Source organism: Algoriphagus halophilus (assembly GCF_041729275.1).
Classification (GTDB): Bacteria; Bacteroidota; Bacteroidia; order Cytophagales; family Cyclobacteriaceae; genus Algoriphagus; species Algoriphagus halophilus_A.
The window spans coordinates 18,781-43,278 of the sequence record NZ_CP146486.1 but is presented as its reverse complement, the minus strand read 5'-3'; the positions used below and the strand labels follow the sequence as shown (position 1 = coordinate 43,278).

At 38.0% G+C, this 24,498-nt stretch carries 24 protein-coding genes and 4 pseudogenes; 23 read left to right on the top strand and 5 right to left on the bottom strand.

Annotation, left to right across the window (positions count from 1 at the left end; all coding sequences use genetic code 11):
- Positions 1–5 precede the first annotated feature (5 nt).
- Complete coding sequence (locus V8V91_RS00225) at positions 6–437, top strand: ester cyclase (RefSeq protein ID WP_373398239.1); 432 nt, start codon at positions 6–8, stop codon at positions 435–437.
- Positions 438–474: 37 nt separating this feature from the next.
- Here the strand turns inward: V8V91_RS00225 and V8V91_RS00220 are convergent, their stop codons facing one another.
- Complete coding sequence (locus tag V8V91_RS00220) at positions 475–837, bottom strand: DUF2200 domain-containing protein (protein ID WP_373398238.1); 363 nt, start codon at positions 835–837, stop codon at positions 475–477.
- 340 nt (positions 838–1,177) lie between these two features.
- Between V8V91_RS00220 and V8V91_RS00215 the strand changes: the two genes are divergently transcribed.
- From V8V91_RS00215 to V8V91_RS00115, 21 genes and pseudogenes are all read left to right on the top strand, one after another.
- Positions 1,178–1,687, top strand: coding sequence for an aspartyl/asparaginyl beta-hydroxylase domain-containing protein (locus tag V8V91_RS00215; RefSeq protein WP_373398237.1), 510 nt, complete (start codon positions 1,178–1,180; stop codon positions 1,685–1,687).
- A 139-nt stretch (positions 1,688–1,826) separates the two neighbouring features.
- Positions 1,827–2,522, top strand: coding sequence for an SDR family NAD(P)-dependent oxidoreductase (locus V8V91_RS00210; RefSeq protein ID WP_373398236.1), 696 nt, complete (start codon positions 1,827–1,829; stop codon positions 2,520–2,522).
- Between the two features lie 7 nt (positions 2,523–2,529).
- Positions 2,530–2,706 carry a Lacal_2735 family protein gene (locus tag V8V91_RS00205; RefSeq protein ID WP_373398235.1) on the top strand — a complete coding sequence of 59 codons (177 nt, stop codon included), beginning with the start codon at positions 2,530–2,532 and terminating at the stop codon, positions 2,704–2,706.
- Positions 2,707–3,957 carry an NAD(P)H-binding protein gene (locus V8V91_RS00200; protein WP_373398234.1) on the top strand — a complete coding sequence of 417 codons (1,251 nt, stop codon included), beginning with the start codon at positions 2,707–2,709 and terminating at the stop codon, positions 3,955–3,957.
- Positions 3,870–4,138 (top strand): annotated as a pseudogene (locus tag V8V91_RS00195) (DUF2867 domain-containing protein); the annotation flags it as partial. The gene V8V91_RS00200 and the pseudogene V8V91_RS00195, both read left to right, overlap by 88 nt.
- Positions 4,139–4,292: 154 nt before the next feature.
- On the top strand, positions 4,293–5,747 hold the full coding sequence (locus V8V91_RS00190; protein ID WP_373398233.1) for a sulfatase: 1,455 nt from the start codon (positions 4,293–4,295) through the stop codon (positions 5,745–5,747).
- 67 nt (positions 5,748–5,814) lie between these two features.
- Positions 5,815–5,997 (top strand): hypothetical protein, encoded by a 183-nt coding sequence (locus V8V91_RS00185; RefSeq protein ID WP_373398232.1) that lies wholly within the window; start codon positions 5,815–5,817, stop codon positions 5,995–5,997.
- Entirely contained in the window at positions 5,985–6,188 is a 204-nt protein-coding gene (locus V8V91_RS00180) for an alcohol dehydrogenase catalytic domain-containing protein (protein ID WP_373398231.1), read from the top strand. Before V8V91_RS00185 ends, V8V91_RS00180 begins: the two co-directional genes overlap by 13 nt.
- Positions 6,094–6,789 (top strand): zinc-binding dehydrogenase, encoded by a 696-nt coding sequence (locus V8V91_RS00175; protein ID WP_373398230.1) that lies wholly within the window; start codon positions 6,094–6,096, stop codon positions 6,787–6,789. Before V8V91_RS00180 ends, V8V91_RS00175 begins: the two co-directional genes overlap by 95 nt.
- A 76-nt stretch (positions 6,790–6,865) precedes the next feature.
- Positions 6,866–7,776: pseudogene (locus tag V8V91_RS00170) on the top strand (DnaJ C-terminal domain-containing protein).
- Positions 7,769–8,059: a chaperone modulator CbpM gene (locus V8V91_RS00165; RefSeq protein WP_373398229.1), complete on the top strand. Its 291-nt coding sequence runs from the start codon at positions 7,769–7,771 to the stop codon at positions 8,057–8,059. The pseudogene V8V91_RS00170 and the gene V8V91_RS00165 overlap by 8 nt, the downstream one beginning before the upstream one ends.
- Positions 8,060–8,258: 199 nt before the next feature.
- Positions 8,259–9,545, top strand: a complete 1,287-nt coding sequence (locus V8V91_RS00160) for a S41 family peptidase (protein WP_373398228.1) — start codon at positions 8,259–8,261, stop codon at positions 9,543–9,545.
- Positions 9,546–9,582: 37 nt separating this feature from the next.
- Positions 9,583–9,705, top strand: coding sequence for a hypothetical protein (locus V8V91_RS00155; protein WP_373398227.1), 123 nt, complete (start codon positions 9,583–9,585; stop codon positions 9,703–9,705).
- 11 nt (positions 9,706–9,716) lie between these two features.
- On the top strand, positions 9,717–10,706 hold the full coding sequence (locus tag V8V91_RS00150) for an FG-GAP repeat domain-containing protein (RefSeq protein ID WP_373400831.1): 990 nt from the start codon (positions 9,717–9,719) through the stop codon (positions 10,704–10,706).
- A gap of 388 nt (positions 10,707–11,094) precedes the next feature.
- Positions 11,095–12,075: a C45 family autoproteolytic acyltransferase/hydolase gene (locus V8V91_RS00145; RefSeq protein WP_373398226.1), complete on the top strand. Its 981-nt coding sequence runs from the start codon at positions 11,095–11,097 to the stop codon at positions 12,073–12,075.
- Positions 12,076–12,397: 322 nt separating this feature from the next.
- Positions 12,398–12,931: a hypothetical protein gene (locus tag V8V91_RS00140; RefSeq protein ID WP_373398225.1), complete on the top strand. Its 534-nt coding sequence runs from the start codon at positions 12,398–12,400 to the stop codon at positions 12,929–12,931.
- Positions 12,932–13,062: 131 nt separating this feature from the next.
- Positions 13,063–13,482 (top strand): hypothetical protein, encoded by a 420-nt coding sequence (locus V8V91_RS00135; protein WP_373398224.1) that lies wholly within the window; start codon positions 13,063–13,065, stop codon positions 13,480–13,482.
- Positions 13,483–13,521: 39 nt separating this feature from the next.
- The gene (locus V8V91_RS00130; RefSeq protein WP_373398223.1) at positions 13,522–14,232 is read left to right on the top strand and encodes an SGNH/GDSL hydrolase family protein; all 711 of its coding nucleotides are present in this window, start codon (positions 13,522–13,524) and stop codon (positions 14,230–14,232) included.
- A gap of 173 nt (positions 14,233–14,405) precedes the next feature.
- Positions 14,406–15,418, top strand: a pseudogene (locus V8V91_RS00125) (DUF3500 domain-containing protein).
- A gap of 193 nt (positions 15,419–15,611) precedes the next feature.
- Positions 15,612–16,013, top strand: coding sequence for an alpha/beta hydrolase (locus V8V91_RS00120; protein WP_373398222.1), 402 nt, complete (start codon positions 15,612–15,614; stop codon positions 16,011–16,013).
- Positions 15,992–16,423 (top strand): alpha/beta hydrolase, encoded by a 432-nt coding sequence (locus tag V8V91_RS00115; protein ID WP_373398221.1) that lies wholly within the window; start codon positions 15,992–15,994, stop codon positions 16,421–16,423. Before V8V91_RS00120 ends, V8V91_RS00115 begins: the two co-directional genes overlap by 22 nt.
- Positions 16,424–16,494: 71 nt before the next feature.
- On the opposite strand, the gene V8V91_RS00110 is transcribed toward V8V91_RS00115, so the two are convergent.
- The 4 genes and pseudogenes from V8V91_RS00110 to V8V91_RS00095 all read right to left on the bottom strand — a co-directional run bounded on the left by V8V91_RS00110 (position 16,495) and on the right by V8V91_RS00095 (position 23,753).
- The gene (locus V8V91_RS00110; protein ID WP_373398220.1) at positions 16,495–17,937 is read right to left on the bottom strand and encodes a TolC family protein; all 1,443 of its coding nucleotides are present in this window, start codon (positions 17,935–17,937) and stop codon (positions 16,495–16,497) included.
- Positions 17,934–21,074 (bottom strand): annotated as a pseudogene (locus V8V91_RS00105) (efflux RND transporter permease subunit). Before V8V91_RS00105 ends, V8V91_RS00110 begins: the two are co-directional and overlap by 4 nt.
- A 33-nt stretch (positions 21,075–21,107) precedes the next feature.
- Positions 21,108–22,283, bottom strand: a complete 1,176-nt coding sequence (locus V8V91_RS00100) for an efflux RND transporter periplasmic adaptor subunit (RefSeq protein WP_373398219.1) — start codon at positions 22,281–22,283, stop codon at positions 21,108–21,110.
- Between the two features lie 522 nt (positions 22,284–22,805).
- Entirely contained in the window at positions 22,806–23,753 is a 948-nt protein-coding gene (locus V8V91_RS00095; RefSeq protein WP_373398218.1) for a DUF4097 family beta strand repeat-containing protein, read from the bottom strand.
- Positions 23,754–24,152: 399 nt separating this feature from the next.
- On the opposite strand from V8V91_RS00095, the gene V8V91_RS00090 reads away from it, so the two are divergent.
- The gene (locus V8V91_RS00090) at positions 24,153–24,374 is read left to right on the top strand and encodes an antibiotic biosynthesis monooxygenase (RefSeq protein ID WP_373398217.1); all 222 of its coding nucleotides are present in this window, start codon (positions 24,153–24,155) and stop codon (positions 24,372–24,374) included.
- Positions 24,375–24,498: the final 124 nt, after the last annotated feature.

Here is a 24,498-nt window from a genome sequence, read left to right as displayed (position 1 = left end):
GAAGAATGATGGACCCCAATTTGAATAAACAAAATGCCATCTCCTTTTATAGAACCGCTTACTTGGGTAATCCCCAAGAAGCGGTAAAAAAATATGTAGGAGATCAATACATTCAGCATAATCCCCAGGTTGCTGATGGCACACAGGGATTTATAGCATATTTTGAAAAGATGCAGCGAGACTACCCCGATAAGTCCATCGAGTTTGTCAGGGCGATAGCAGAAGGTGATTTGGTTGCATTACATACTCACCAGATTTGGCCTGGAAATGATCAATACATTACCATGGACTTTTTCAGGTTTGATGAAAAGGGGAAAATTTGTGAGCATTGGGATGCCATTCAACAGGTCCCAAAAAGTCTGCCAATTCGAATAATATGTATTAATGCATCTGATCAAAGTTCCATTAAAAAAATAAACCTAAAACCAGAATTTTAAAGTTTCTTCATCGTAAAATGAAGGAATGACTTTATTATCAAGACCTTAAGATCTTTTCCATTTTCCTTCCTTTAGCCAACTCATCTACCAGCTTATCCAAATACCGGACTTTCTGAGTTAATGGGTTTTCAATATCCTCTACCCTATATCCACAGATCACTCCCGTAATCAGATTTGCATTGGGGTTTAGAGTTGCCTGATCAAAAAACCCTTCAAAGGTGACCTTCTCCTCTATCAATTGCTTTAGCCTAGTTTCATTAAAGCCGGTCAACCATTCAATTACCTGCTGGAGCTCTTCAACACTTCTACCCTTTTTCTCCACTTTGGTGATATAGTGAGGATATACCGAAGAAAAAGTCATTTGGGCAATTCGCTCGTTGTGCTTATCTGTTGTACTCATAGTATCAAATTTTTAATCCCGAAAGAGTCTGAGCAACTCAATCATGACACAGCCAATAAAGAAATTTAATCCTCAATAAAACTAACAAGAATTCGGTAAAGAACCTTCTACTCCATTTACTGGGAACTGGAAATAAAGGAGGGTGTAAACTTCAATGAATCATCTCCTATCGATTCCTTGGGTGATTTAAGTCAACCATCATTTCTAAAATTGTTTTATCTTGAGGTTTTTCAAAATCATTTCCAATCATTTATTCCATGGACCAAGCTAGCCCATCTGTTTTTGAATTAGATCGAATCAAGCTTCCTTTTTCATTTGATGTAGAAAAATCTTCGCTGAAGTGAAGGCCCTGCAACTCAATCACTTCGAATATTATGATGTAATTTCTTTACGTGCTCCCGCACATTTGGTAGACCCAAGTTTGCCTTTTCCTCCTCCAGCAGAAGATTATGCGGATGGGACTTGGTGTGACTGGATGGATACCAATGCATTAAAAAAATCACCTTATCTGAAACGTATAGTCAACCAATTTCAAGAAAATACAACTGTAAATCTGGTAAGAATTCTGAGGCTTGCCCCTGGTGCCAATGTCAAGGAACACACTGACCCAACCTTAGGATTGCATATAGAAAAATCAGTCATTCGTTTGACTATCCCGGTACTAAATGAAAACACCCAATTCTTCTTAAATAAAGAACCTGTTCTGATGAAGCCAGGAGAATGCTGGTACTTGCGCCTCACAGATCCACACTATATTTTAAATCCTAGTCAAACAGAGCGAATTAATATTACCATCGACATGGTTCCCAATCAATGGGTTTATGAACTGATTGAAAACAGCATCCTTTGAAGCTTTCCAGTTTCAAGCATTTTATTCCTCAAACAATCAAGCAAGCTCGTGGTTTAGTGATTAGAACAAACATTCAAATGGTTAATCCCAACAACTTTTTTGAATGTAAAAATCTCTAATCACCAAAAATTAATAACCATTGAAAAATTATTTAATCATTGGAGCTTCTTCAGGAATCGGGAATACCCTTGCCAAAATTTTAGCAGAGTCTGGGCATCAAGTGTTTGGTACTTATTTTAAACATGAGGTAGAGGAGGATATCCCGAACCTCTCATTCAGTTCATTAAATGTCATGGATGAAGATTTAAACCTGGACTTTTTACCGGAAAAGCTAGATGGGATTGCCTATTGCCCTGGAAGTATCAACCTAAAGCCATTTTCTAGAATCAAACCAGAAGAGTTTGTCCAAGACTATGAATTACAAGTGATTGGGGCGATTAAGATTTTACAGGCTGCTTCATCTCGTCTAAAAGCTTCAGGCAATTCTTCTGTGGTTTTATTTTCTACCGTTGCCGTGCAAAAAGGGTTCAATTTTCATACCCAAGTGGCAGCCTCAAAAGGAGCACTTGAAGGGCTGACCAGATCTCTTGCATCAGAATGGGCACCAACTATCCGAGTGAATGCGATCGCACCTTCCATAACAGATACACCACTAGCTCAAAAATTATTGAGTTCAGAGGAGAAAAAATCAGCGAATGCACAACGCCATCCGTTAAAAAAAATAGGTAGTACCCAAGATATTGCAGAAATGGCCAATTTTCTTTTGACAGAAAAATCCTCCTGGATCACAGGACAGGTTTTCCATGTGGATGGAGGAATGGCAGGAATTAACTAAAAAACATATGTTCGGAATATTCAAAAAGAAGTCTAAAATCGACTCCCTAAAAGAAAAGTATCAAAAACTTCAACACGAATCTTATAAACTTTCTACCGTCAATCGAACCGAAAGTGATAAAAAACTAGCGGAAGCAGAAGAGGTGTACGAAGAAATTAAAGCATTGGAAAAGGAAAAGGAATAGATGAAAATATTACTGGCAGGAGCCTCTGGATATATTGGAAAAAGAATCCTCCCTATATTATTGGAAAAAGGGCATCAGGTGATCTGCTGCGTGCGGGACAAAAATCGTTTTAACCCGCCGGAAGAAAACAACCATCTTATTGATGTAATAGAAGTGGATTTTCTTGATCGAGATTCACTTCATACTATCCCAAAAGACATTGAAGGGGCTTATTATTTATTGCATTCCATGGCAGCATCCTCTGATTATGAGGAGATGGAAATGAAGTGCGCTAAAAATTTTAAAGAGGTAATCAATCGCACCGAGGCCAAACATGTAATTTATCTCAGTGGGATCATCAATGATTCGGAATTATCAAAACATCTAAAATCCAGAAAGGCAGTTGAGGAAGAACTGGCTAAAGGCACCTATCACTTTACGACGCTTCGAGCTGGAATCATCATTGGATCGGGAAGTGCATCTTTTGAAATTATCCGGGATTTGGTAGAAAAACTTCCGGTAATGATTACTCCAAAATGGTTGAAAACAAAATGTCAGCCTATTGCTATTTCCGATGTGATCAAGTTTTTGGTGGGAGCCCTTTTCAAAGAAGAGCTCTATGATCAAAGTTTTGATATTGGAGGACCAGACATACTTACCTATAAAGAAATGCTTTTGGGCTTTGCAGAAGCAAGAGGCTTAGAAAGGAAAATCTTTATTGTACCCGTGATGACGCCCAAAATCTCTTCTTATTGGCTGTATTTCGTCACTTCAACTTCCTACAATTTAGCGACGGCCTTAGTGAGTAGCATGAAAATAGAAGTGATCTGTAGAGAAAGTAACATCAATGAAATCCTACAGATCAATCCTATAGATTATAAAACAGCCTTAAAAAGAACCCTATACAAAATTGATGAACATGAAATTTTATCCAGTTGGAAGGATTCATGGAGCAGCGGTGTCATCAATAAGAAATTGGCCCTACGGAGAAATGTCCCAACTTTTGGTTGCTTCAAAGATGTTCGATCCAAAAAAGTAGAGAACATCCAAAAAGCCAAAGATAAGATTTGGAACATCGGAGGAGAAAATGGTTGGTATTATGGCAATTTGTTATGGGAAATCAGAGGTTTTTGGATCAATTGTATGGAGGGGTTGGACTCAGAAGAGGTCGAAGTCACCCTTCCAATTTATCACCTGGAGATGCTTTGGACTTTTGGAGGGTTTTGTATGCGGATAAAGAGGAAGGGAGATTGTTACTTTTTGCAGAAATGAAACTTCCGGGGAAGCCTGGCTAGAATTCAGTTTTAAAGATCATGTGTTAACTCAAACCGCTACCTTCCGTCCATGGGGCCTTTCAGGAAGATTATATTGGTATGCTGTTTTCCCGTTTCACGGATTCATTTTTCAGGGCATGATCAATAAAATCACAGAAAATTTAAATACCCCGGAGTAATTATCTCTAAATTTTTTCTGATTCCTACTTGAGCAGGATAGCCAGTTCCAATTTCCCCTTTAAATTAAACTGCAATAATCTGGTTCTCAAGGCTACACTTGAATTCATTTTATTGTTGAGTTGATTTACCCTTTATACCCAAAAACCTCTTCCTATGAAGTTATCAAAAGTGACTTTTGCCCTTTTTTTGAGTTTATTTTTTCTCAATACCAGCTTTGCCCAAAAGAAACCCAACATCGTACTCATCATGGCTGATGACCTAGGCGGTCGGGATTTACCGGTTTATGGAAATCGCTTTAATGAAGCTCCCCATATTTCTAAACTTGCCTCTCAGGGCATGGTGTTTTCCAATGCCTATGCAGCTCCCGTATGCTCCCCAACCCGAGCGAGTATTCAATCTGGACAGTATCCCGCGCGAGTAGGAATTTTTGACTTTATACCCGGACATTGGAGACCCTATGAGGAGGTTACTGTTCCCCATCACGAAGTTCAGCACCTACCCAATCAAATTATAACGATTGGTGAAGCCATGCAGTCCGCTGGATACAAGACAGGGTACTTTGGAAAATGGCATTTAGGAAACAATCCAGAACATCTACCTCAAAACAGAGGCTATGATCAAGCCCATACCTATGTTGGAGGTGGCTTTTATAACCCCAGGTTTACTCCTGAATATCCATTAAATGAGCAGAAGCGTTTAAGTGAAGTGCTTACTGATATGGGAATAAATTTTCTCGAGGAAAATCAAGATGAGCCTTTCTTCCTTTTCATCTCTCATTACGATGTGCATGTTCAGTTAGACGCTGATAAAGAATTGATTTCTAAATACCTGAATAAAGAGAATGATCCAAACTATTCCAATAATGCAGTTTATGCAGCCATGATCGAGCATGTGGACCTGAGCGTTGGAAAGATCATGGAAACTCTTGAGAAGTTGGGATTAGCAGAAGAAACCCTCTTTATTTTTTATTCGGATAATGGTGGAGTTAATAATCGGTTCGATCACATTCCTTTATTGGCAGGAGGCAGTTTGGAGGTGTATCCAGAAGGTCATCCATTAAGATATATAGCCACTACAAACATTCCTTTAAGAGCTGGAAAAGGAACGGTGTATGAAGGTGGAGTTCGAGTTCCTTTAATTGTGAGATGGCCTGGAAAAATAAAAGCAGGAACCAAAACTGAAGCCTTGGTTTCCAGTGTGGACTTTTTTCCAACTTTTGTAGAATTAGGGAATGGTTCCATGCCTGAAAATCAAGTTTTTGATGGAATTACAATGCTTCCTATTCTCACTGAAAATAAGATAGACCCAGAACGTGAACTTTTTACTCATTACCCGGTGTACCATCATGCGGTTCCCATGTCCGCCCTTAGAAAAGGAAAGTGGAAAATCATTGAGAATTTGGTTTCAGGGGAATTCTCGCTTTACAATTTAGAGTTTGATCTAAGTGAAATGACTGATTTAAAATTCAGCTATCCAGAAAAGCTTGAGGAAATGAAATCCCTATTAAAAAAATGGCAACAAAACACCAAGGCACAAATGCCAAAACCAAATCCAGATTTCGATCCAGTTAAACGATATGAATGGGGTAAAAACCCGTTTGCAAATTAGGGCATCTCACCTCTTTAACTTTTGAATAATTACCTATCTTGTAGAGGGCACATCACTACATTTTTTTATGAAAGCGATTGTTTTAGAAAAATATGGACTTCCAGAGGAGGTATTGAGAATACAAGAAATCGATCTTCCACAACCAAAAGAAAAAGAAGTTCTGGTTAAAATTATTACTACTTCAATCAATGACTATGATTGGAGCATGGTGAAGGAAAGCCCTTTCTATTCCGTCTCATGTATGGTTTAACCAAACCAAAGAACAAAATTTTGGGAATGGAGCTTTCTGGAATCATAGAAAAAATTGGATCAGGAGCCAGCAAATTTAAGGTGGGTGATGAAGTATATGGAGATATTTCGAATTTTGGCTTCGGAACTTTCGCTGAATATATCAGTGTACCGAAAAGAATTACTTCCAAAACCAAAGTCCCTAAGTTTTGAAGAAGTGGTAGCAATCCCACATGCTGCTGCTCTTGCCTTTCAAGCATTACAAGATTTAGGAAAAATAAAGACTGGACAAAAGGTGTTAATCAATGGAGGTGGCGGTGGCGTTGGAACCATAGGTGTTCAAATTGCTAAATCCTATAACTGCCACGTTACCGGTGTAGATTCAAAATCCAAACTAAGCAAAATGAGGGCGCTAGGGTTTGATGAGGTAATTGATTATACCACCACCGATTTTACCCAAACTGGCGACCAATACGATTTGATTTTGGATTGTAAATCCACCAAAAAACCCAAAAGCTATTTGAAGGCATTAAAGAAAAATGGAACTTATGTCACTATTGGGGGTCATATTAAAAGCCTCATAAGTATTTTAATTTGGAGTAAACTCAAGCCAAAAAGTTTAGAAAAAAATCTCCATATTCTGAGTTTGGTTCCTAATAAGGATCTAGAAAATATTACGCAATATATGCTCAAGAATGGGTTTAAATTTCAAATTGATGGACCTTACTCTTTTGACAAAATTCCGGGAATGATCCAATATTTTGGAAGAGGTCTTCATCAAGGAAAAATTATAATCAAAATAGGAAGTGAATGAAAATTTCTTCCGGATTTCAGCGACAAGCCGATCAAAATGGCGAAATTAAAAGTGCTTCTAACTAGTATTTTATTCTATGGCATTTATAGATTATTATAAAACATTAGGCATTTCGAAAACTGCAACGGAAAAAGAAATCAAAGCTGCCTACCGAAAACTCGCTCGAAAATACCATCCTGATCTTAATCCAGATAATAAAGAGGCTGAAAAAAATTCAAAGAGATTAATGAGGCCAATGAGGTTTTAAGCAATCCGGAAAACAGAAAGAAATACGATAAGTACGGGAAAGATTGGAAGCACGGAGAGGAATTTGAAAAAGCTCAACAGCAAAGACGGCAACAATCACAGTATACCCAGCATGAATCCGGTCAAGGAAGCTTCTCGGGTCAGGATTATTCAGATTTCTTTGAATCAATGTTTGGCGGTGGTGGAAGAACTTATTCCGGTCACGGGCATAGAACTCCAAAATTCAAAGGACAAGATTACAATGCAGAATTGCATTTAGACCTCAAAGATGTTTATACAACCCAAAAGCAAATACTAACTGTAAATGATAAAAAAATAAGATTGACCATTCCTGCAGGAGTAGAAAATGGACAACAAATCAAAATTAAGGGAAATGGAGGCCCAGGTATCAACGGAGGGCCTAACGGGGATTTATACATCAAGTTTATCATCAACAACTCCACCCCATTTAAGAGAGAGGGAAACAATTTGTATAAAGATGTCGATCTCGACCTATATACCGCCATTTTAGGAGATGAGATCATCATGGATACGTTTGACAGCAAAGTAAAGCTTAAAATAAGTCCCGAAACCAAAAATGGCACCAAAGCCAAACTAAAAGGAAAAGGTTTTCCTGTATACAAAAAAGAAGGACAATTTGGAGATTTGATTATCACTTACCATATCAAAACTCCAACAGGATTAACCGAACGCGAAAAAGAATTATTCAAAGAATTACAAAAACTTAGAACTCATGGTTGAGACTCACTTTATAGCTATCAAAACCATTTGCATAAACTATGGTATTGATAATTCCTTTGTAGAAGAACTAAATGAATTTGGATTGATCCATATTGAATTCATAGAAAATGACAGGTTTATACATCAAGATCAAATCTCAGATCTCGAAAAAATGATTCGACTGCGCAATGAGTTAAACCTTAACTTGGAGGGAATAGACGTGGTTTTTAATCTTTTACAAAAAGAAAAAGAACTGAAAGAAGAGCTAAACATGCTCAGAAACCGGTTAAAATTATATGAATAGGTTTAAGGCATCAAATTTCTTTTGCATTTACCATGCATAAGTTATCATTGTAGGTAATACAACTTGTCTTTATGAAATCTTATCTTCTGTTGAAACTTTCATATATAAAAAAAATACTGGCAATACTCATTTTTTCTGCCTATCCATCCAATCAATCCTTGCCCAATCAAACTCAACCCTTCTCCCTAAGGAAAAAGTATTGGAAGATTTAGACTACTTATATAATTCTTTAATTGAAGCGCATTATCAAGTGTATGCCTATGTCACTGAGCAAGATTTTGAATCTACTTATCAGAAAGTAAAGGGTTCCATCAAAAAGGATAGTCTGAATCTATTGGAAACCACTACCGCTTTCCAACAATTAATCTCAGCCATTAACAACGGTCATACTGAAATTCAATTTCCAGGCCAATCCTATGCTGAATATGCTTATACTGGAGGCACCGTTTTTCCTTTGGAAATTGCCTTTGAAGATGGAAAGCCCTTGATTCGAAAAAATTGGTCCACTGAAGAACAAATCAAAACAGGCTCAGAGTTACTCAGCGTGAACGGGGTTCCAATTTCAGATATCTTGTCAAAAATTTATCCCCAAATTTCAGCTGAGCGACTGTACTTTAAGCAAGTGAAATTAGAGTTGTTTTCGTTCCCTAGGTTTTATTGGCAACTATTTGGCAAGCAGGACACTTTTGAGATTGAATTAAAGTCAAACGGTACAATATCTAATTATACGCTTAATGCCATTCGTGTCATTGAAGATTATGAGATGAAGCGAGATGAAATTTTAAATGCAAGACTGGAATTAAAATTTTTAGGAAATTCGGCTTATATAAATCCTGGCAATTTTGGAGGTGATGAACAAGCATATCGAAGATTCATCGACTCAGCTTTTGTGGAAATTCGGAATAATAAAAGCAAAAATTTAATTCTTGACCTGAGAAATAATGGAGGTGGCGATAATTCTTATAGTGATTATTTGATTTCTTATTTTGCAGATCGGCCATTTACTTGGAATTCAGAATTCACGTTGAAGACCAGTAGTTTTTTAAAAGACCATGTTCGAAAAAACAATGATACAACCACCCGCTATTCAAAGGCAATTCTTTCACACGAAAATGGGGAGATATTTGATTTTAAATTTGATGATATCCAGCCCCAGCCATTAGAGAAGAGATTTACCGGAAAAGTATACGTATTGGTGAATAGGCAATCTCATTCTCAATCAGCGGTTTCAGCTTCTCAAATTCAAGACTATAATTTTGGTGAAATTGTCGGCGAGGAGACCGGAGAATATCCCTCTTTATATGCATCAGTTTTTAGGTATAAATTGCCCAATTCAGGCATAGAAGTCCAAGTCTCAAAAGGTTATATTGTCCGGGTGAATGGAAGTACCGCAGAGCAGGGAGTAATTCCAGATATCTATATCAAAGACTATCTTTTAGATGAGGAGGATGAAATTTTAGAGGGCTTATTGAAACAGTTGAATTAGAGAAAAAACATCCTATCCCAAAATTACCAGTCACACTATGAAGAAGCTAATGTTCCTCCCTTTGATTTTCCTACAGCTACTGGTAAATGCCCAAGAAATAGAGTTTATCACAAATTCCAGATTGATTTTGGGTGAGAAAAAGAAAAATCAGCTTCCGTAAGCGCTGGAGATATTGATCAGGATGGGGATATCGATGTGGTGGTGGCAGATGGAAGGCATTGGCCCCAAACCAATAAAGTATTTTACAATAATGGGTACGGAATCTTTACCGTGTCCCGTTTGCTAGATGAAGTGTATGAAACAAGTTATGCAACAGAACTAGCCGATTTTGATGGGGATGGAGACTTGGATGTGGCTGTAGGAAACGATATGGCCCCTAATGCCATCTACCTAAATGACGGAAAAGGAAACTACACCAGGTCTGGTACTTTTGGAAATGACTATTCCCCCACTCGAAATCTAAAAACAGTGGATATAGATACCGATGGAGACATCGATATTCTAATTACCAATAGAGGTCGTGTCAATGAAATTTGTCTGAATAATGGACAAGGGAAGTTTAGTGACCGAGTAGAGTTTGGATCCTCTGACGACTCCACCATCGATGTGGATGTTGCAGATATGGATCAAGATGGAGACATGGACCTGATTTTGGCAAATCGAGATGGGCAGCAAAACTTCATCTACTTAAATGATGGAAATCTGACATTTACTGCTCGATTACCTTTTGGGACTGGCTCAGATGAAACTAGATCTGTTGGAGTGATTGATATAGACACAGATGGTTACCTGGATATCATTACAGCCAATATTGGTGAGCCCAATGTGATCTATTTTGGAGATTCATCCTTAGTGTACCAACGAAACATCATTTTTGACCCCAGTTCAGATGAATCTTATTCTTTGGATTTTGGGGATTTAGACAATAATGGCAGCATTGATATAGTTATTGCAAATTCGGGGAGCCCCAATAAGGTCTTTTTAAATTTCCAAAATGGAAATAGTTGGAAAGAGATTCCCCTCTCCAGTGGAGAATTAGACACTTACGATATCATCCTCAAAGATCTAAATAACGACCAGAGATTGGATATCATCGAGAGTAATTCCGATGAACTCAATTATTTTTATTTTAATCGATTAAAGCCCACACCCAATAATTGATCTTTTAAAAAAGGCTTTCTGGATTTTTTTCCGTCCTACTTTCTGATCTCCCCATTTAAACAAAATGTTTGACCTCCCAATTTTTTATATCTTATTGATTTACAAACTCTTTACTATATCCAATTCCATCTATTTTGTGTAAATTCAACTGAATTCAATTTTTAGATTTTATGAAAAACTATCATATAGTTCTTGTTTCACTTTGTCTATTATTTTTCTCTTGTTCACCAAAAGAATCAAGTCAAGAAGACAGATCGGTAAAGCCAGAAGTACACCTAGAAATTCTTGCTAATGGGAACCTCAGGTATTTAAAACTGACTGGATCGCCCTATCAAAGAGGTTTTGAGCACGGGAAATTGTTAAAAAGGATATCCAAGATGTCATCGAGTTGCTTTATGAGGATATACGATCTACGACTGGAATAGATCCAAAAGAATTTATCACCCTCTTTTTAGAGCAGACAGACTATCTATCTTCTGTGGAGCAATATACTCCGGAATTATTAGAAGAAGTAAATGGGATCAGCGATGGATCAGGAGTAGAATTTGAAACGATTTTTATGCATCAATTGGGAGACGAATACTGGTTCAATACTAAAGACGTAATGGCACATAGTTGCAGTTCTTTCGGTGTTAACAAGACCTCGCAGTATCCAAGCATTACCGCCCAAAACATGGATATTCCAGAATTTTATCATGGTTTTCAAACAGTGATCAAAGCTTCTGAATCCAATTCAAGTAAAGAAGTAATGTACCTGTCAGTACCAGGTCATTTAGGATTGACAGGAATGAATAATCAATCTGTTTCTATCAATTGCAATACCTTGATGCAATTGGATTATACCAAAACTGGTTTGCCGGTAACCTTTATTGTCAGAGGAGTATTAAGTAAGGATACGCAGGAAGAGGCAATGGATTTCCTGAAGAGGATTCATCATGCATCAGGTCAAAATTACATTTTGGGAGGCCCAGAAAGAGTTTATAGTTTAGAATGCTCCTCAAATAAACTGGAAGAATTCCGACCCTTTGAAAATTCTATTTTCACCTATCATACCAACCATCCCATGAGCAATACTGATTATAGTGCCAACTATTTGGCTTCTTTGGCATCAAACAATAAGACTCCTGAAGAAGGTTTATACGAATGTCAGCGCATCAAATCATTTCAGAATCGGTTTACTGAAAACACCCAATCCATTAGTATTGATGAAATAAAAAAAGTATTGAGTTCAAGGGATAATGATGGTCAAGATGTGGTGAGTAATCGATTTACTTTTGCCAGCGTCATTTATGAGCTTTCGGATAAACCAAGATTTTTGGTTGCGCCAGGTAAGCCACATGAAATAGATTACCTTGAGTTGGAATGGTGAATAATAAACTAATTAGGTAAAAAAGTCACTCGCATTCAAATCTACCATTGTAAATTGGTTGTCAATAAGTTAAATTCAAAAACAATTGTTGATTTATAAGTTTTTATTAAATCAATTCAATTCTTGAGAACGTTTTTCAATAAAATTTTTTATGCCTTTTTTTGCTCATCAATTCGCTCAAAAACCGAGTAGCCCTGTCCACTCACCAACTAAGCAATCAACCAATTTCCAGTTTGCTGATCTTCGACCTGAATCCATTTTTCAGCGAAAGCTAACTTCTTTGGTAAATGTCCCTCCTTTTCAACTCAAAAACCGAATTGATATGTCTAAAGTGGGGCAGAATAAAAAAGAAGAAATCCAGCAAAAAATCGATGCCTTAAAACAAACTAGAAGAGCAGCTAAAAAATTAGCCACTATGACCTGGGCAAACAAACAAGGTAAGGATGAAACTAGGGACAATGATTATAATGCTGAAATAGAAAGGATACGGAAAGAATACGAAGAAGGGGTAATTGCTTTAGCGAAAGAATATAATCTGGAAGAAACTGCATTATTATCGGGTCAGGCCTATTACGGAGAAGAGGTGGAGGAGAACAATACCAAATTTTTTCGAAGAGATGATGTAGGCAAAGAGTATGTTCAGGATAACAGAGGAACATTTGTGCCTCGATATATCAGAAGGGAGTTGAATTATCAAGATGATATTCAAGCTGGATTAACTACTAAAGGAATCGGTACTTATGGAAAACTAAGAAGAAAAAGAAAATTGGGCCAGGAGGAGCAGGTGAACTTACTTGGAATCATCGTGAATTTGTCCAGCAAAGTGCCGGTGGAGGAGACAACCTTTTTGCCTTAAGCCATACCTCTACTAAAAGGCCGATTCTTAGCAATGCCCATGAAAGTTTTGGTCAAAAACCTGAAAAAATTAACCCAGAAACAAAAGAAAGATATGAACATAGCGGGGCAATTATCACTGATTTATCTAAAGTGAATAAAGAAAAATTATCTGCTCAATGGGCACTTGATCCGCTTACTGGTCATAAAGTACCCTTAGGTGAGGGAGTTCATGGGACGTTAGATTCCTTTCATTCCTCTAAGAGAAATAGCAAAGTAAAGAAAAAAGGATCAGAGAGGGATAAAACCGTAAGGTCAAGTGGCTATAGAAATATGGAGGTTGTTGTTGGTAGCGTACCTTCGGATGCTATCTATCAACCAGATGATGATTGGAAAAAAGAAGAAGGCCCAAAAACTGATTATCATTCAGGAGAATCCAAAAGAGGTAATGCCATGAAAGAGTTTCGATTGAAGCGACAGGAAGAGGCAATGGAAAAAATCAAGACCGCTGCTCAACCAAACCTAGAAGCCCAAGTAGGTGAAGAGGATAAAATTCCTGAAGAAAATAAGTAATTTGAATTCTTTGAAATTCCTTTAATCAAGTTTCCTCTCATGTATAAAGCGTTCCCAGTTACGTTCTTATTCCTTTTTACCCTTTCATCCGTTGCCCAAACACCTGAACAGGATTCAAAAACAAATTACCTGTATGAAATCAAATCAGAGTTGAATGTCAAATGGCCAGATAATCAAACGATAAACCTAGTATTCCATGGCCATAGTGTTCCGGCTGGCTATTTCAAAACTCCAGATGTAAATACGCTACACTCCTACCCTTTTCTAGTTTTAAAAGGAATTAAAGAAGCTTATCCTAATGCTGTGGTCAATGTAATCAATACCGCCATTGGTGGAGAAGATTCTTACAGTGGACAAAAGAGGTTTAGCAAAGAAGTTCTCCCTCATCAACCCAAGGTCTTGTTTTTTGACTATGCATTAAATGACCGAAGAATTGGTTTGGAAGCATCCCGAAAAGCATGGGAAAAAATGATTGCCAAAGCTTTAAAGAAAAATATCAAAGTCATTCTTTTGACACCATCTCCTGACCTTAAAGTAGATTTTACAGAATCCGGGAATGAACTCGATTTACATCGTCAACAAATAATTGAATTGGCAAAAAAATATCAAGTGGGTTTGGTGGACAGTTATGCGCTATTCCAAAAAATTCAAGAATCCTGTAAATGTGTAATGGAATATATGTCTCAGGGAAATCATCCCAATGAGAAAGGCCATCAGCTTATAGCTGAAGAAATCCTGACTTATTTCTAATTTGCACGACTTCCTATCGTCAATCGTACCGATTTAGATTATTCTTTAAATTCTATATTCTATTAAAAAACAAGAGATTGAGTTGAGATTCCTTTGAAGATCCACGAATTCCTATTTCAAAAAGTCCTATTTTGTAGTGTGTAAATTCAATTTTAAACCAATTATAGGTCATTATGAAAAAAATTGTTTTAGTAGGACTGCTCATTTTTTCTTCAATTTTTCTAGCATTTATACTATTTAAGGATGATCCTGCCAGCAAATTTTTTAATTCCATGAGCCAGGATCAAAAGCAAAAAGTGCTTTATTCTTTTGAGGATGAGACAAAGACCCAATGGCATTATATTCCAAGTTCTATGTTTCCAAGAGCAGGAATTTCGTTGGCAGAATTAGATGTTACCCAGAAAAAGCTACTACATGAATTGCTTCAATCCTCTCTTTCCGAAACAGGGTATATAAAAACCAAAAAGATTATTGATCTGGAAAATGTTTTGAGAGAAATGTCCGGGGACTCGGTGATGCGTGACCCTGATAAGTTTTTTGTGGCTTTTTATGGTAATCCTGTAACAGATAGTCTTTGGTCTTGGTCCTTTGAAGGGCATCACATATCCTTAAATTTCACAGTACTCAATGATGAACAAAGCATAGCGCCAAGATTTTTTGGGGCAAATCCAGCTGTTATACCTTCTGGTCCAAGAAAAGGGGAAAGAACTTTAGAAAAAGAAGAAGAGCTAGGCTTTCAATTGGTCAATTCTCTCGATCCAGAGCAGAAAGCCATCGCTATCTTTCAGGAGGCACCTATTAATGATATCGTGACCAGAAACTCCATCGAAGTTAACCCCATGTCACCAGAAGGTATCAAATTTGAGCGTTTAAATTCCAGTCAAAAAAAGTTTTCTTAAGTCTTATTGATGAATACCTATCCACTATGCCTGAAAAATTGGCAATGGAAAGGATGAAAAACATTCAAGATGAAGAACTAGGAGAAATCAGATTTGGTTGGGCAGGGGCTACTAAATCAGGGGAGGGACATTATTATAGAATTCAAGGAAAGTCATTCTTAATAGAATTTGACAACACACAAACCAATGCAAATCATATCCACACCGTATGGAGAGATTTTAATGGGGATTTCGGAAAAGACCTAATCAAAGAACATTATGAAAATTCAGATCATCATACCCCATAAACCTATTGATCAAATTAAACTCTGAAGAATGGACCTAGCAGGGAATTAAGTGATCTGGAAATGGTTCAAGGATTTCCATTCCACTTCTAAAATATTCATTAGTTCCCTATTTAATTGAGTCTATTTGTTTCACAGTAGCCAATCCGAAAAAAACATTTGAACTATGAACTACCGGTCAATTTTGCTAGGAATAATGTTTTCCTCCCTCTTACAAATTGCTTCAGCCCAAGAAGTGATACTTTATAAGGAAGTAGATACAACACAATTATTCTTGGAAGTAATCTATCCAGAAGAAATGGACCAAACGAAAGAATACCCTGCCATGGTTTTCTTTTTTGGAGGAGGCTGGGTAGGTGGAGAAAGATCCCATTTTGAACACCAAGCTGATTACTTTGCCAAGCGAGGACTGGTTTGTTTTTTAGTGGATTACAGGACAAGGAACAAGCATCAAACCAGTCCTTTTGAATCCTTGAAGGATGCAAAATCCGCCATTCGATATATCAGAAAAAATGCCGCAAAGTTCCATGTATCTCCTTCAAAGATCATTGCTTCTGGAGGATCTGCTGGGGGCACTTGGCCGCCGCAACAGCATTGAGTTCTGAATTTAATGAAGCCACCGATCCTTTGGACATCAGCCCAGTACCAAACGCATTGGTCTTGTTTAACCCGGTAATAGATAATGGTCCTGGAGGCTATGGATATGAACGGATCGGAGAAACTTATCCAAGCTTCTCTCCTCTTCACAATATTAGAGCTGGAGCTCCTCCTACTCTATTGATGCTCGGGACTCAAGACCGCCTCGTGCCCGTTACCACGGCTCAATATTATCAATTGGTGATGGAAAAGATAGGAAGTAGGTGTGAATTAAAGCTCTATGAGAACCAACCTCATGGGTTTTTCAACTACCCAAACTTTGAATACTATCAAAAGACTCTTTTGGCAGCGGATGAATTCCTACAATCTCTTGGCTATTTAGGCGATCAACCTCAGGTAAAAATTGAATAGCAATAAAACAAAAAGGAGAAAGCACCGAAGTACTTTCCCCTTTTTGTTGGGGGCTACAATTTGTTATTCCCCTACATCCAAATCGGTAGCTGCGCCCCTAAGGATTTATAAAGACTTACAATACTTGCCAATTGTTGTTTTTTAAGTCCAACATAATTCAATTCTGCTTCTAGCGCTCGGTTTTGTGAATTGATGACATCGAGGTAATTCGCATATCCTACGGAGAACATGGTATTTGCATTGGAAATAGACCTCCTCAAAACCAAAACTTCATCCGTCTTCAAGTCTAATTGCTCATCCAATGTAGCGTATTCATTCACTACCTGAATGACCTCCAAATAGGCATTTAATACAGTTTGTTCATAATCCAACCAAGCTATTTGTTGAGAAGCTTTAGCCTGCTCGAAGCTTGCTTTAATTTGACCTCTATTAAAAATTGGTGCTACTAAACCTGCACCCATTTCATACACGGCAGAACCAGGAGTAAAGAAAAACTTACTGAAATCAAAAGCATTAAATCCAGCTGAACCAAATAACCTTACGGATGGGAAGAAAGCCGCTCTCGCTACCCCTACATCTGCATGAGCTGCCTCTAATTCATTTTCTGCTTGGAGAATATCTGGTCTCCTTTGTAATAATTGAGCGGGAACTCCAATCTGTAGTATCTCCGGCATAAAGTTTACCTGCGACAAAGTGGTTCTCTGCAAGGATACTTCATAACTTCCTAATAATCCTTTAAGTGCCAACTCTGTTGCTTTCAATTCTCTTTCCTTTTCTATCAGTAAGGATTTAGAATGTAAGAGAAGTGCCTCAAATTGATCCACTGCCAATTGTGTCTCTTTTCCTGACTCTTTTAAATCCTTGGAAAGCCCAAATGCGATCTCTTGATAAGAAATGTTTTTATTTAAAATAATAATCTCTTCATCAAGTCCCACTAATTGGTAGTACAATTTTGCGACTTGGGCAACCAATTGAGTTTTAACCAAGTTTGCTGCTTGTTGGGTTGCTAGCCACCTGGAGATAGAAGCTTTCTTCCTATTGGAAAATTTACCCCAAATATCCAATTCCCATGAGAACTGAGCTCCAATCCCGAAATCCTTATATGGATCCGGTATTTTCTCGTCCTCGGTAATATTCTCGGAGAAATTAGTATCGTAATTCCCAACCCCATCCATGGTATACTTACCAAACTTAGTTTGACTTGCGCCAAACATTCCATTGACTTGAGGGAGCATGCCTAATTTTCCCATTTTCATCTGGGCATTGGCAATGCGGATTTTTTCAAGGGTTTTCAGCAGATCGTAATTGTTTCGAAGTGCCAATCTGATTAATTCCTTTAACCTGGCGTCTTCAAAAAACTGGTCCCAGCTTTGATCTGATAAATTTTTTGTTGAATCACTGGTAGTTTCAAACTCAACTGGAACTGCTTTCTTTTCTGGTATTTCATAAGAAGACTTACATCCCCAGCCTAATACCAACGCCGCTGTTACTATGCTATATTTGAATCGATTCATTTTGTTACTTCTGTTGCTTGGGATTTGGTTTTCAGTTTGGTAGACAGTGTTTCGAAGACTACGTATAGTCCTGGGATCAGAAAAACTCCTACGATAGTTCCGATCATCATCCCTCCTGCCGCAGCAGTTCCGATGGTTCTGTTTCCAATGGCTCCTGCCCCGGAGGCGATCGTCAATGGAATCAAGCCACAAACAAAGGCAAATGAGGTCATCAAAATTGGTCTTAATCTTTCGACCCCTCCGTTCATCGCGGATTCTATTATCCCCAATCCTTTACTTCTATTTTGAATCGCGATCTCAATAATCAAAATGGCATTTTTTCCCAAAAGTCCTATCAGCATGACCAATGAAACCTGGGCATATATGTTATTTTCTAAGCCTGTTACCTTGAGCAATAAAAATGCACCGAAGATACCTGCAGGTAAGGATAAGATGACAGGCAAAGGCAATAAGTAACTTTCATATTGGGCTGCCAATAGCAGGTAAACGAAAATCAAACACACCGCAAAAATGTAGATTGCTTGATTGCCTGAAGCAATTTGCTCTCTTGTAATTCCTGACCAATCAATATCGAATCCTCTTGGCAAAAATTCCAAAGCAGCAGATTCAACCGCCTGAATCGCATCTCCACTACTAAATCCTTCAGCAGCTTCTCCATTGATCATCGCTGAAGTATACATGTTGTACCTTGTCAATTGCTCTGGCCCATACACTCGTTCTAAGGTCACGAAATTTGAATAGGGAACCATGTCTCCCCGATCACTTTTGGTATACATGCTTAGTAAGGCTTCGGGATTAGTTCTGTATTCAGGAGCTGCTTGAATCATTACCTTATACATCTGCCCAAATCGGATAAAGTTAGATGCATAAAAGCTTCCAATGAAACTTTGAAGTGTCAGCATGGCATCCTCTACAGGAACACCGAGCTTCGCTGCTTTATCATGATCCACATGAAGAATGTATTGAGGAAAATTTGGGTCAAAGTTGGTGAACACTCCATTGAGCTCCGGCTTTTCATTCAATAAGGCCACAAAATCCTGTGTAGTCTTGGCTGTAACTCCTAAAGGACCTCCTGTTTTATCAAGAAGTCGCATTTCAAAACCGGAGGCATTACCAAATCCTGGAACACTTGGAGGAGGAAAAATTGAATTTCAGCTCCCGCAATATGACTCACTCGATCTTGGTAATCCAAAATCAATTCATTCACGCTTTGTGCTCTATCCTCCCAAGCAACGAGGTTAATCATCCCCATTCCATAGGAAGCTCCAGCCGTTTCAGTCAATAAACTGTACCCTGCCAAAGTAGAGATCGTCTCCACTTCCTCCAAAGGCAATAAAGCAGCCTGAACGTCATCCAAAATCACTTTTGTACGCTCTACGGTAGCTCCAGGAGGAGTGGTAATATTCACATAAATCATCCCTTGATCCTCTGTTGGGATGAATCCTGTCGGAAGTATACTAGAGATACCAAAAGTTGCCAAGATAAAGATTCCCAACATCCCAAAGGTCACCACTTGTCTTCCCGCAATCTTTTTCAAAATCCCGGAATACTTACCGGATAATTGATCATATCGTGTATTAAAACCGTCAAAAAACTTTTGTACCAATCCTTTTTCATCATCAGGTACATGCTTGGCCGGTTTTAACAACATACTGCATAGTGCCGGTGATAATGTCAGTGCGTTGATTCCTGAAATCACAATGGCAATGGCCAAGGTCAATGAGAACTGTCGGTAAAATATTCCTACGGGACCATCCATAAAGCCTACGGGAATAAATACAGCAGACATCACCATGGTGATGGCAATAATTGCTCCCCGATTTCCTTCATGGCTTCAATGGTTGCATCTGTTGCATTCATTTTTAAGTCATGCATCTTCACATGGACAGCTTCCACCACTACTATGGCGTTATCAACCACAATTCCAATCGCCAGCACCAAGGCAAAAAGGGTCAACATATTAATAGAGAAACCGAATAAGTCCATGAAGAAAAATGTACCAATCAAGGACACTGGAACTGCAATGGCTGGAATTAACGTGGACCTGAAATCTTGTAGAAAGAGAAATACTACAATGGAAACAAGAATAAATGCCTCGATCAAGGTTTTGATTACTTCATGAATGGAAGCATCCAAGAACCTTGAAACATCATAAGAGACATTAAACATCATCCCTGGAGGAAAGGATGTTTGCTCCAGTTCTTCCATTTTACTCTTGATGTTATTTATCACCTCTCTCGCATTGGATCCAGGACGTTGCTTGATCATGATGGAAGCAGAAGGACGCCCATCCGTAATAGAAGCCATATTGTAATCCTGGGAATCAAAAGTTACCTCTGCCACATCCTTAATTTTTAACAGGGAACCATCAGGCAGCGCTTTAAGGGTGATGTTTTCATAATCCACTTCCTCGCTAAACTTACCCGTATAACGAAGGACATATTGAAGGGCCTGAGGGTCTTGATCAGAACTAATTCCTGATTTACCAGGAGCAGCCTCTACGTTTTGTTTTCTGATTGCATCTGTGATATCCTGGGGAGAAATATTATAGGCTACCATTCGATCTGGATTCATCCAGATTCTCATGGCATATTCTCTGGAACCCATGATTTCCACAAAACCTACCCCATCAATTCTCTTCAGTTCTGGAAGGATATTAATGTCGGAAAAGTTGTATACAAACTTCTCATCTTGGGTAGTGTCGGAAGTCATGATGTTGAGATACATCAACATACTATTTACTTCCTTCTCAGTCATCACCCCAGCTCTGATTACTTCTTCTGGAAGTTCATCGATCACGGTGGCCACCCTATTTTGCACGTTCACTGCTGCCTGATCAGGATCTGTACCAACTTTAAAGACCACCGTAATGACAGTGACACCATCATTTGTGTTGACAGAGTTCATGTATGTCATTCCGGAACCCCATTGATGGCTCTTTCAAGGGGAGTCGCAACTGCTTTTGCCAATACCTCAGCATTGGCTCCCGTATATTTCGCTGTGACGGTAACAGAAGGTGGAACGATCTCTGGAAACTGCGTGATGGGCAGGGATGTCAATGACAATAAGCCCATAAAGACAATAATTACCGAAAGGACCGTAGATAAAATCGGTCGCCTGATAAATAATTCAAACATGGATAAAGCTTACTTATTTAGGTGAACAGAAGATTATAGCGAATGATATAGCGTATCATAAGCTTCTTGATCAGATACTTGAACAGGTTCAATTAGACTTCCATCTTTCACCTGTTGTATCCCCTCGTATATGATTCTATCACCTGGTTGAAAACCATCAGCCACGTAAAAAAGTCCAAACCTTCTGATTGGTTTAAAACTTCTCACCTTTACCGTATTATCACTATCCAAAATATAGACGTAGGTATATTCCTGAATTTCAAAGCTGGATTTTTGAGGAATTAAAAACACATCCTCCATTTCATTGGTCATCATCACCTTCCCACTGGCACCATGTTTTATCAAACCATCAGGATTTGGGAATCGAACTCTAAAGGCTATGGATCCTGTACCTCTCTCAAAATCAGCCTCCATTGTTTCCAATTTGCCTTTATAAGGGTATTCTTGTCCGTCAGACAGAACTAAAGTGATTTCTTTCTCCGTAAACTCCTCCCCTTTTTCCTGCTTTTCGCGCATGTACCGCAGGTATTCATTTTCAGTTACCTTGTAGTAGGCAAAAATTTCCGAAATATCGGTAATATGAGTCATTAGGTCTCCAGGAGTGACCAAGCTACCTGTCTTAAAAGGAATTCTATCTACAATTCCATCAAATGGGGCTTTAATGATGCTATATGAAAGTCCTGTTTGTGCATTTTTCAACATGGATTCTGCCTGAAGAATCCCTGACTCAGCCATTTCCAATTTTGCTTTGGCTAACTCTAATTCAGAATCGGTAATGATGTTTTTGTCTACTAAAATCTGAAGACGTTCTACTTCTAATTTGGCAGCCTGAGCTTCTGCCCTTTCTTTCATCAAAAGAGCTTTACTACTATTGACTACCTCTCCGAGCTCAGCGGAGTTAAGTTTAAATAGCGCTTGACCTTTTTTTACTTCTTCTCCCTCATCCACATAAATTTCTTCAACAAAACCTTCCACTTTGGCTCGTACTTCCACGAATTGAACCGCCTGTATGTCACAAACATAAGTTTGGGGAACGTCTATACTTCTAGAAGTAAGTTCCATGATTGGAATACTTAATGGTTTGTTTTTCTTTCGGCGGTTACCTTCTCCGTCACCACAGGAACTTAGGGAAAGTAAGGACAGTGCAGAAAACACAATCCAACCTTTAAAGGAAGATTTTAATTTCCTCTCAGTAAAAATAGATTTCATGGGTAATTATTCAGCTAGTTATTCTCAATTCTTCAAGGTTAGTCTAGGAATTGTACCTCTTCAAATCATATGAAGAGATACTGATTCTAACGTATGAAGGATTTCTAAATTACATTATTTTCAAAAAACAGGGAAACCCATTACATGATTGGCTATTTTAAGAGCTAAAAATTATTACTTAGGTAAAAAATATGGGTTTTATGTATTTTTTAGTGAGATTGATTTATCTATAAACTATTTTCTAAACATAAAATTATAATCAATTGATTTACTGTTTTTTATAAGGTATAAACAGGCATTATTGATTCATTATGAAAAAATAGTTTTGATCTAGTTTGATACGCAAAATCCATGAAATGACCAATAAAAATCTGACTTTGGTCATCAACTATGTTAAAAATTGGAGATTCCTTCTTTTTGCCAAATAAAAGGGAGAATCAAAACACTTGTTTCTATTTTCTTATAAAGAAAAAAGCCCCGAATTTTTAATTCGGGGCTGGAGGTGATTGTGACAACTTTTCACTAATTCCTTATTTCAATGATACCACTAGAAACGGTACCTGACACGGTATAAGGAGAACCATTATCAATCTTTAATGTTCCACTGGAGGAACTATCTCCTACAGAAACTCTCCCACTACTGGTGGTGAGGTTGTAATTATAATCCATCAAATTCGAAAATGTTTGAATTCTAATAGATCCAGAAGAAGCTTTGAATAAAGACTCTTCGCTTAATCCTGAATTGATGGCATTGATCCTTCCAGAAGAGACTTCTAACTTTCCTAAGCTTTCTACATCAGTCAAGTCAATATTTCCTGAACTAAGGATGGCATCCACCTTTCCTTCCATTCTATTCAATTTATATCTACCTGATGAACCAGATAGACTTACGCCTCCTACTACGTCTTTCATCTCAACAACTCCGGAACCTACCTCTACAATAGTATTTCCTTCCAAGTTGATCACATTAACCGAACCAGATCCGGCAGTTAAATTGGCAATAGAAGCATGAATATTCTGAATATTCAATCTCCCTGAGCCTGCTACAACATCAAATATTTCAGTTTCCACATTTGAAATAGTAGCTGAACCAGCTCCTACTTCCACGTTCATCCCCATGGTTTCTGGCCCTATCAAATGGATGAATCCTCGATCTCTTCCGCTATTCGATACTCGTTTTTGATCCAACTCAATGATCAGCTTTCCTGATTCCTCTCTATACTCAATCTTATACCTCCCGGCATTAGTAGATTCCAACATGGCATTTAAGGTGACAGAGGTCAAGTTTGGATCTCCAGTATAAACTACTTCCAGAAAACCGGATTCAATTTCCACTTCTTCAATTCCTTCAAACTCTTGATTGATGGACTGAACAACTTCCAATTCTTTACCGCAAGAGCTAAATAGTGCTAATGCTAATAAAATTGAAAATGTATAATATATCTTTATATAATTCTTTCTAAACTTCATGATCTTGCATGTTTTAAAATAAAATTTTGATTTTTGAATTTTAAAGTGCTGCAAGCATACAAATGTACGGCAATTTCACAGCACTGGTTATCAACTAGTTGATTTCTTGATCTAAGTCAAAGCAATTGGAGAATTACCAAATGCTTAGGTGAAGATGGTGGCAAGTCGCCTGCTCTTCGATTTGCTGTGATAGCATGCACATTTTCTTGGATTAAAGCCATTTTGAACGGATTTTTGGTTTAGTTTTATTTCTTTGATCCTAAGACAACCCACTGGGAATTTACCCCTAGTTAAAAAATGTAAAAATGTTAGCAACCACTCCAAATCCTCCTTATTACGCAGTGATTTTCACAAGTATAAGAACAAGTGACGATCAAAATTACATAGAAACCGCCAAAAATGGAGCATTTGGCCTCCCTTCAAGAAGGGTATTTAGGGCATGATTCTGCTCGAGAGGAGGTAGGAATTACCGTTAGCTATTGGAAAGATCTAGATTCCATTAAGCATTGGAAAGCCCAAAGTGACCATTTGTTGGCACAACAAATGGGAAGAGAAAAATGGTATGCGTCTTTTAAAACCAGGATTTGTTTGGTTGAAAGGGATTATGGTTTTGAACGATAAGAACTTACCTGATTTATTTAAATTGAAAATCACAAGACCTGGGATCATTCAAAATAGCTTAGATCTATAGTATATTTGGCTTGGGAATTCAAGCATTTACAGGATTCCATAAATCCTATTTGAA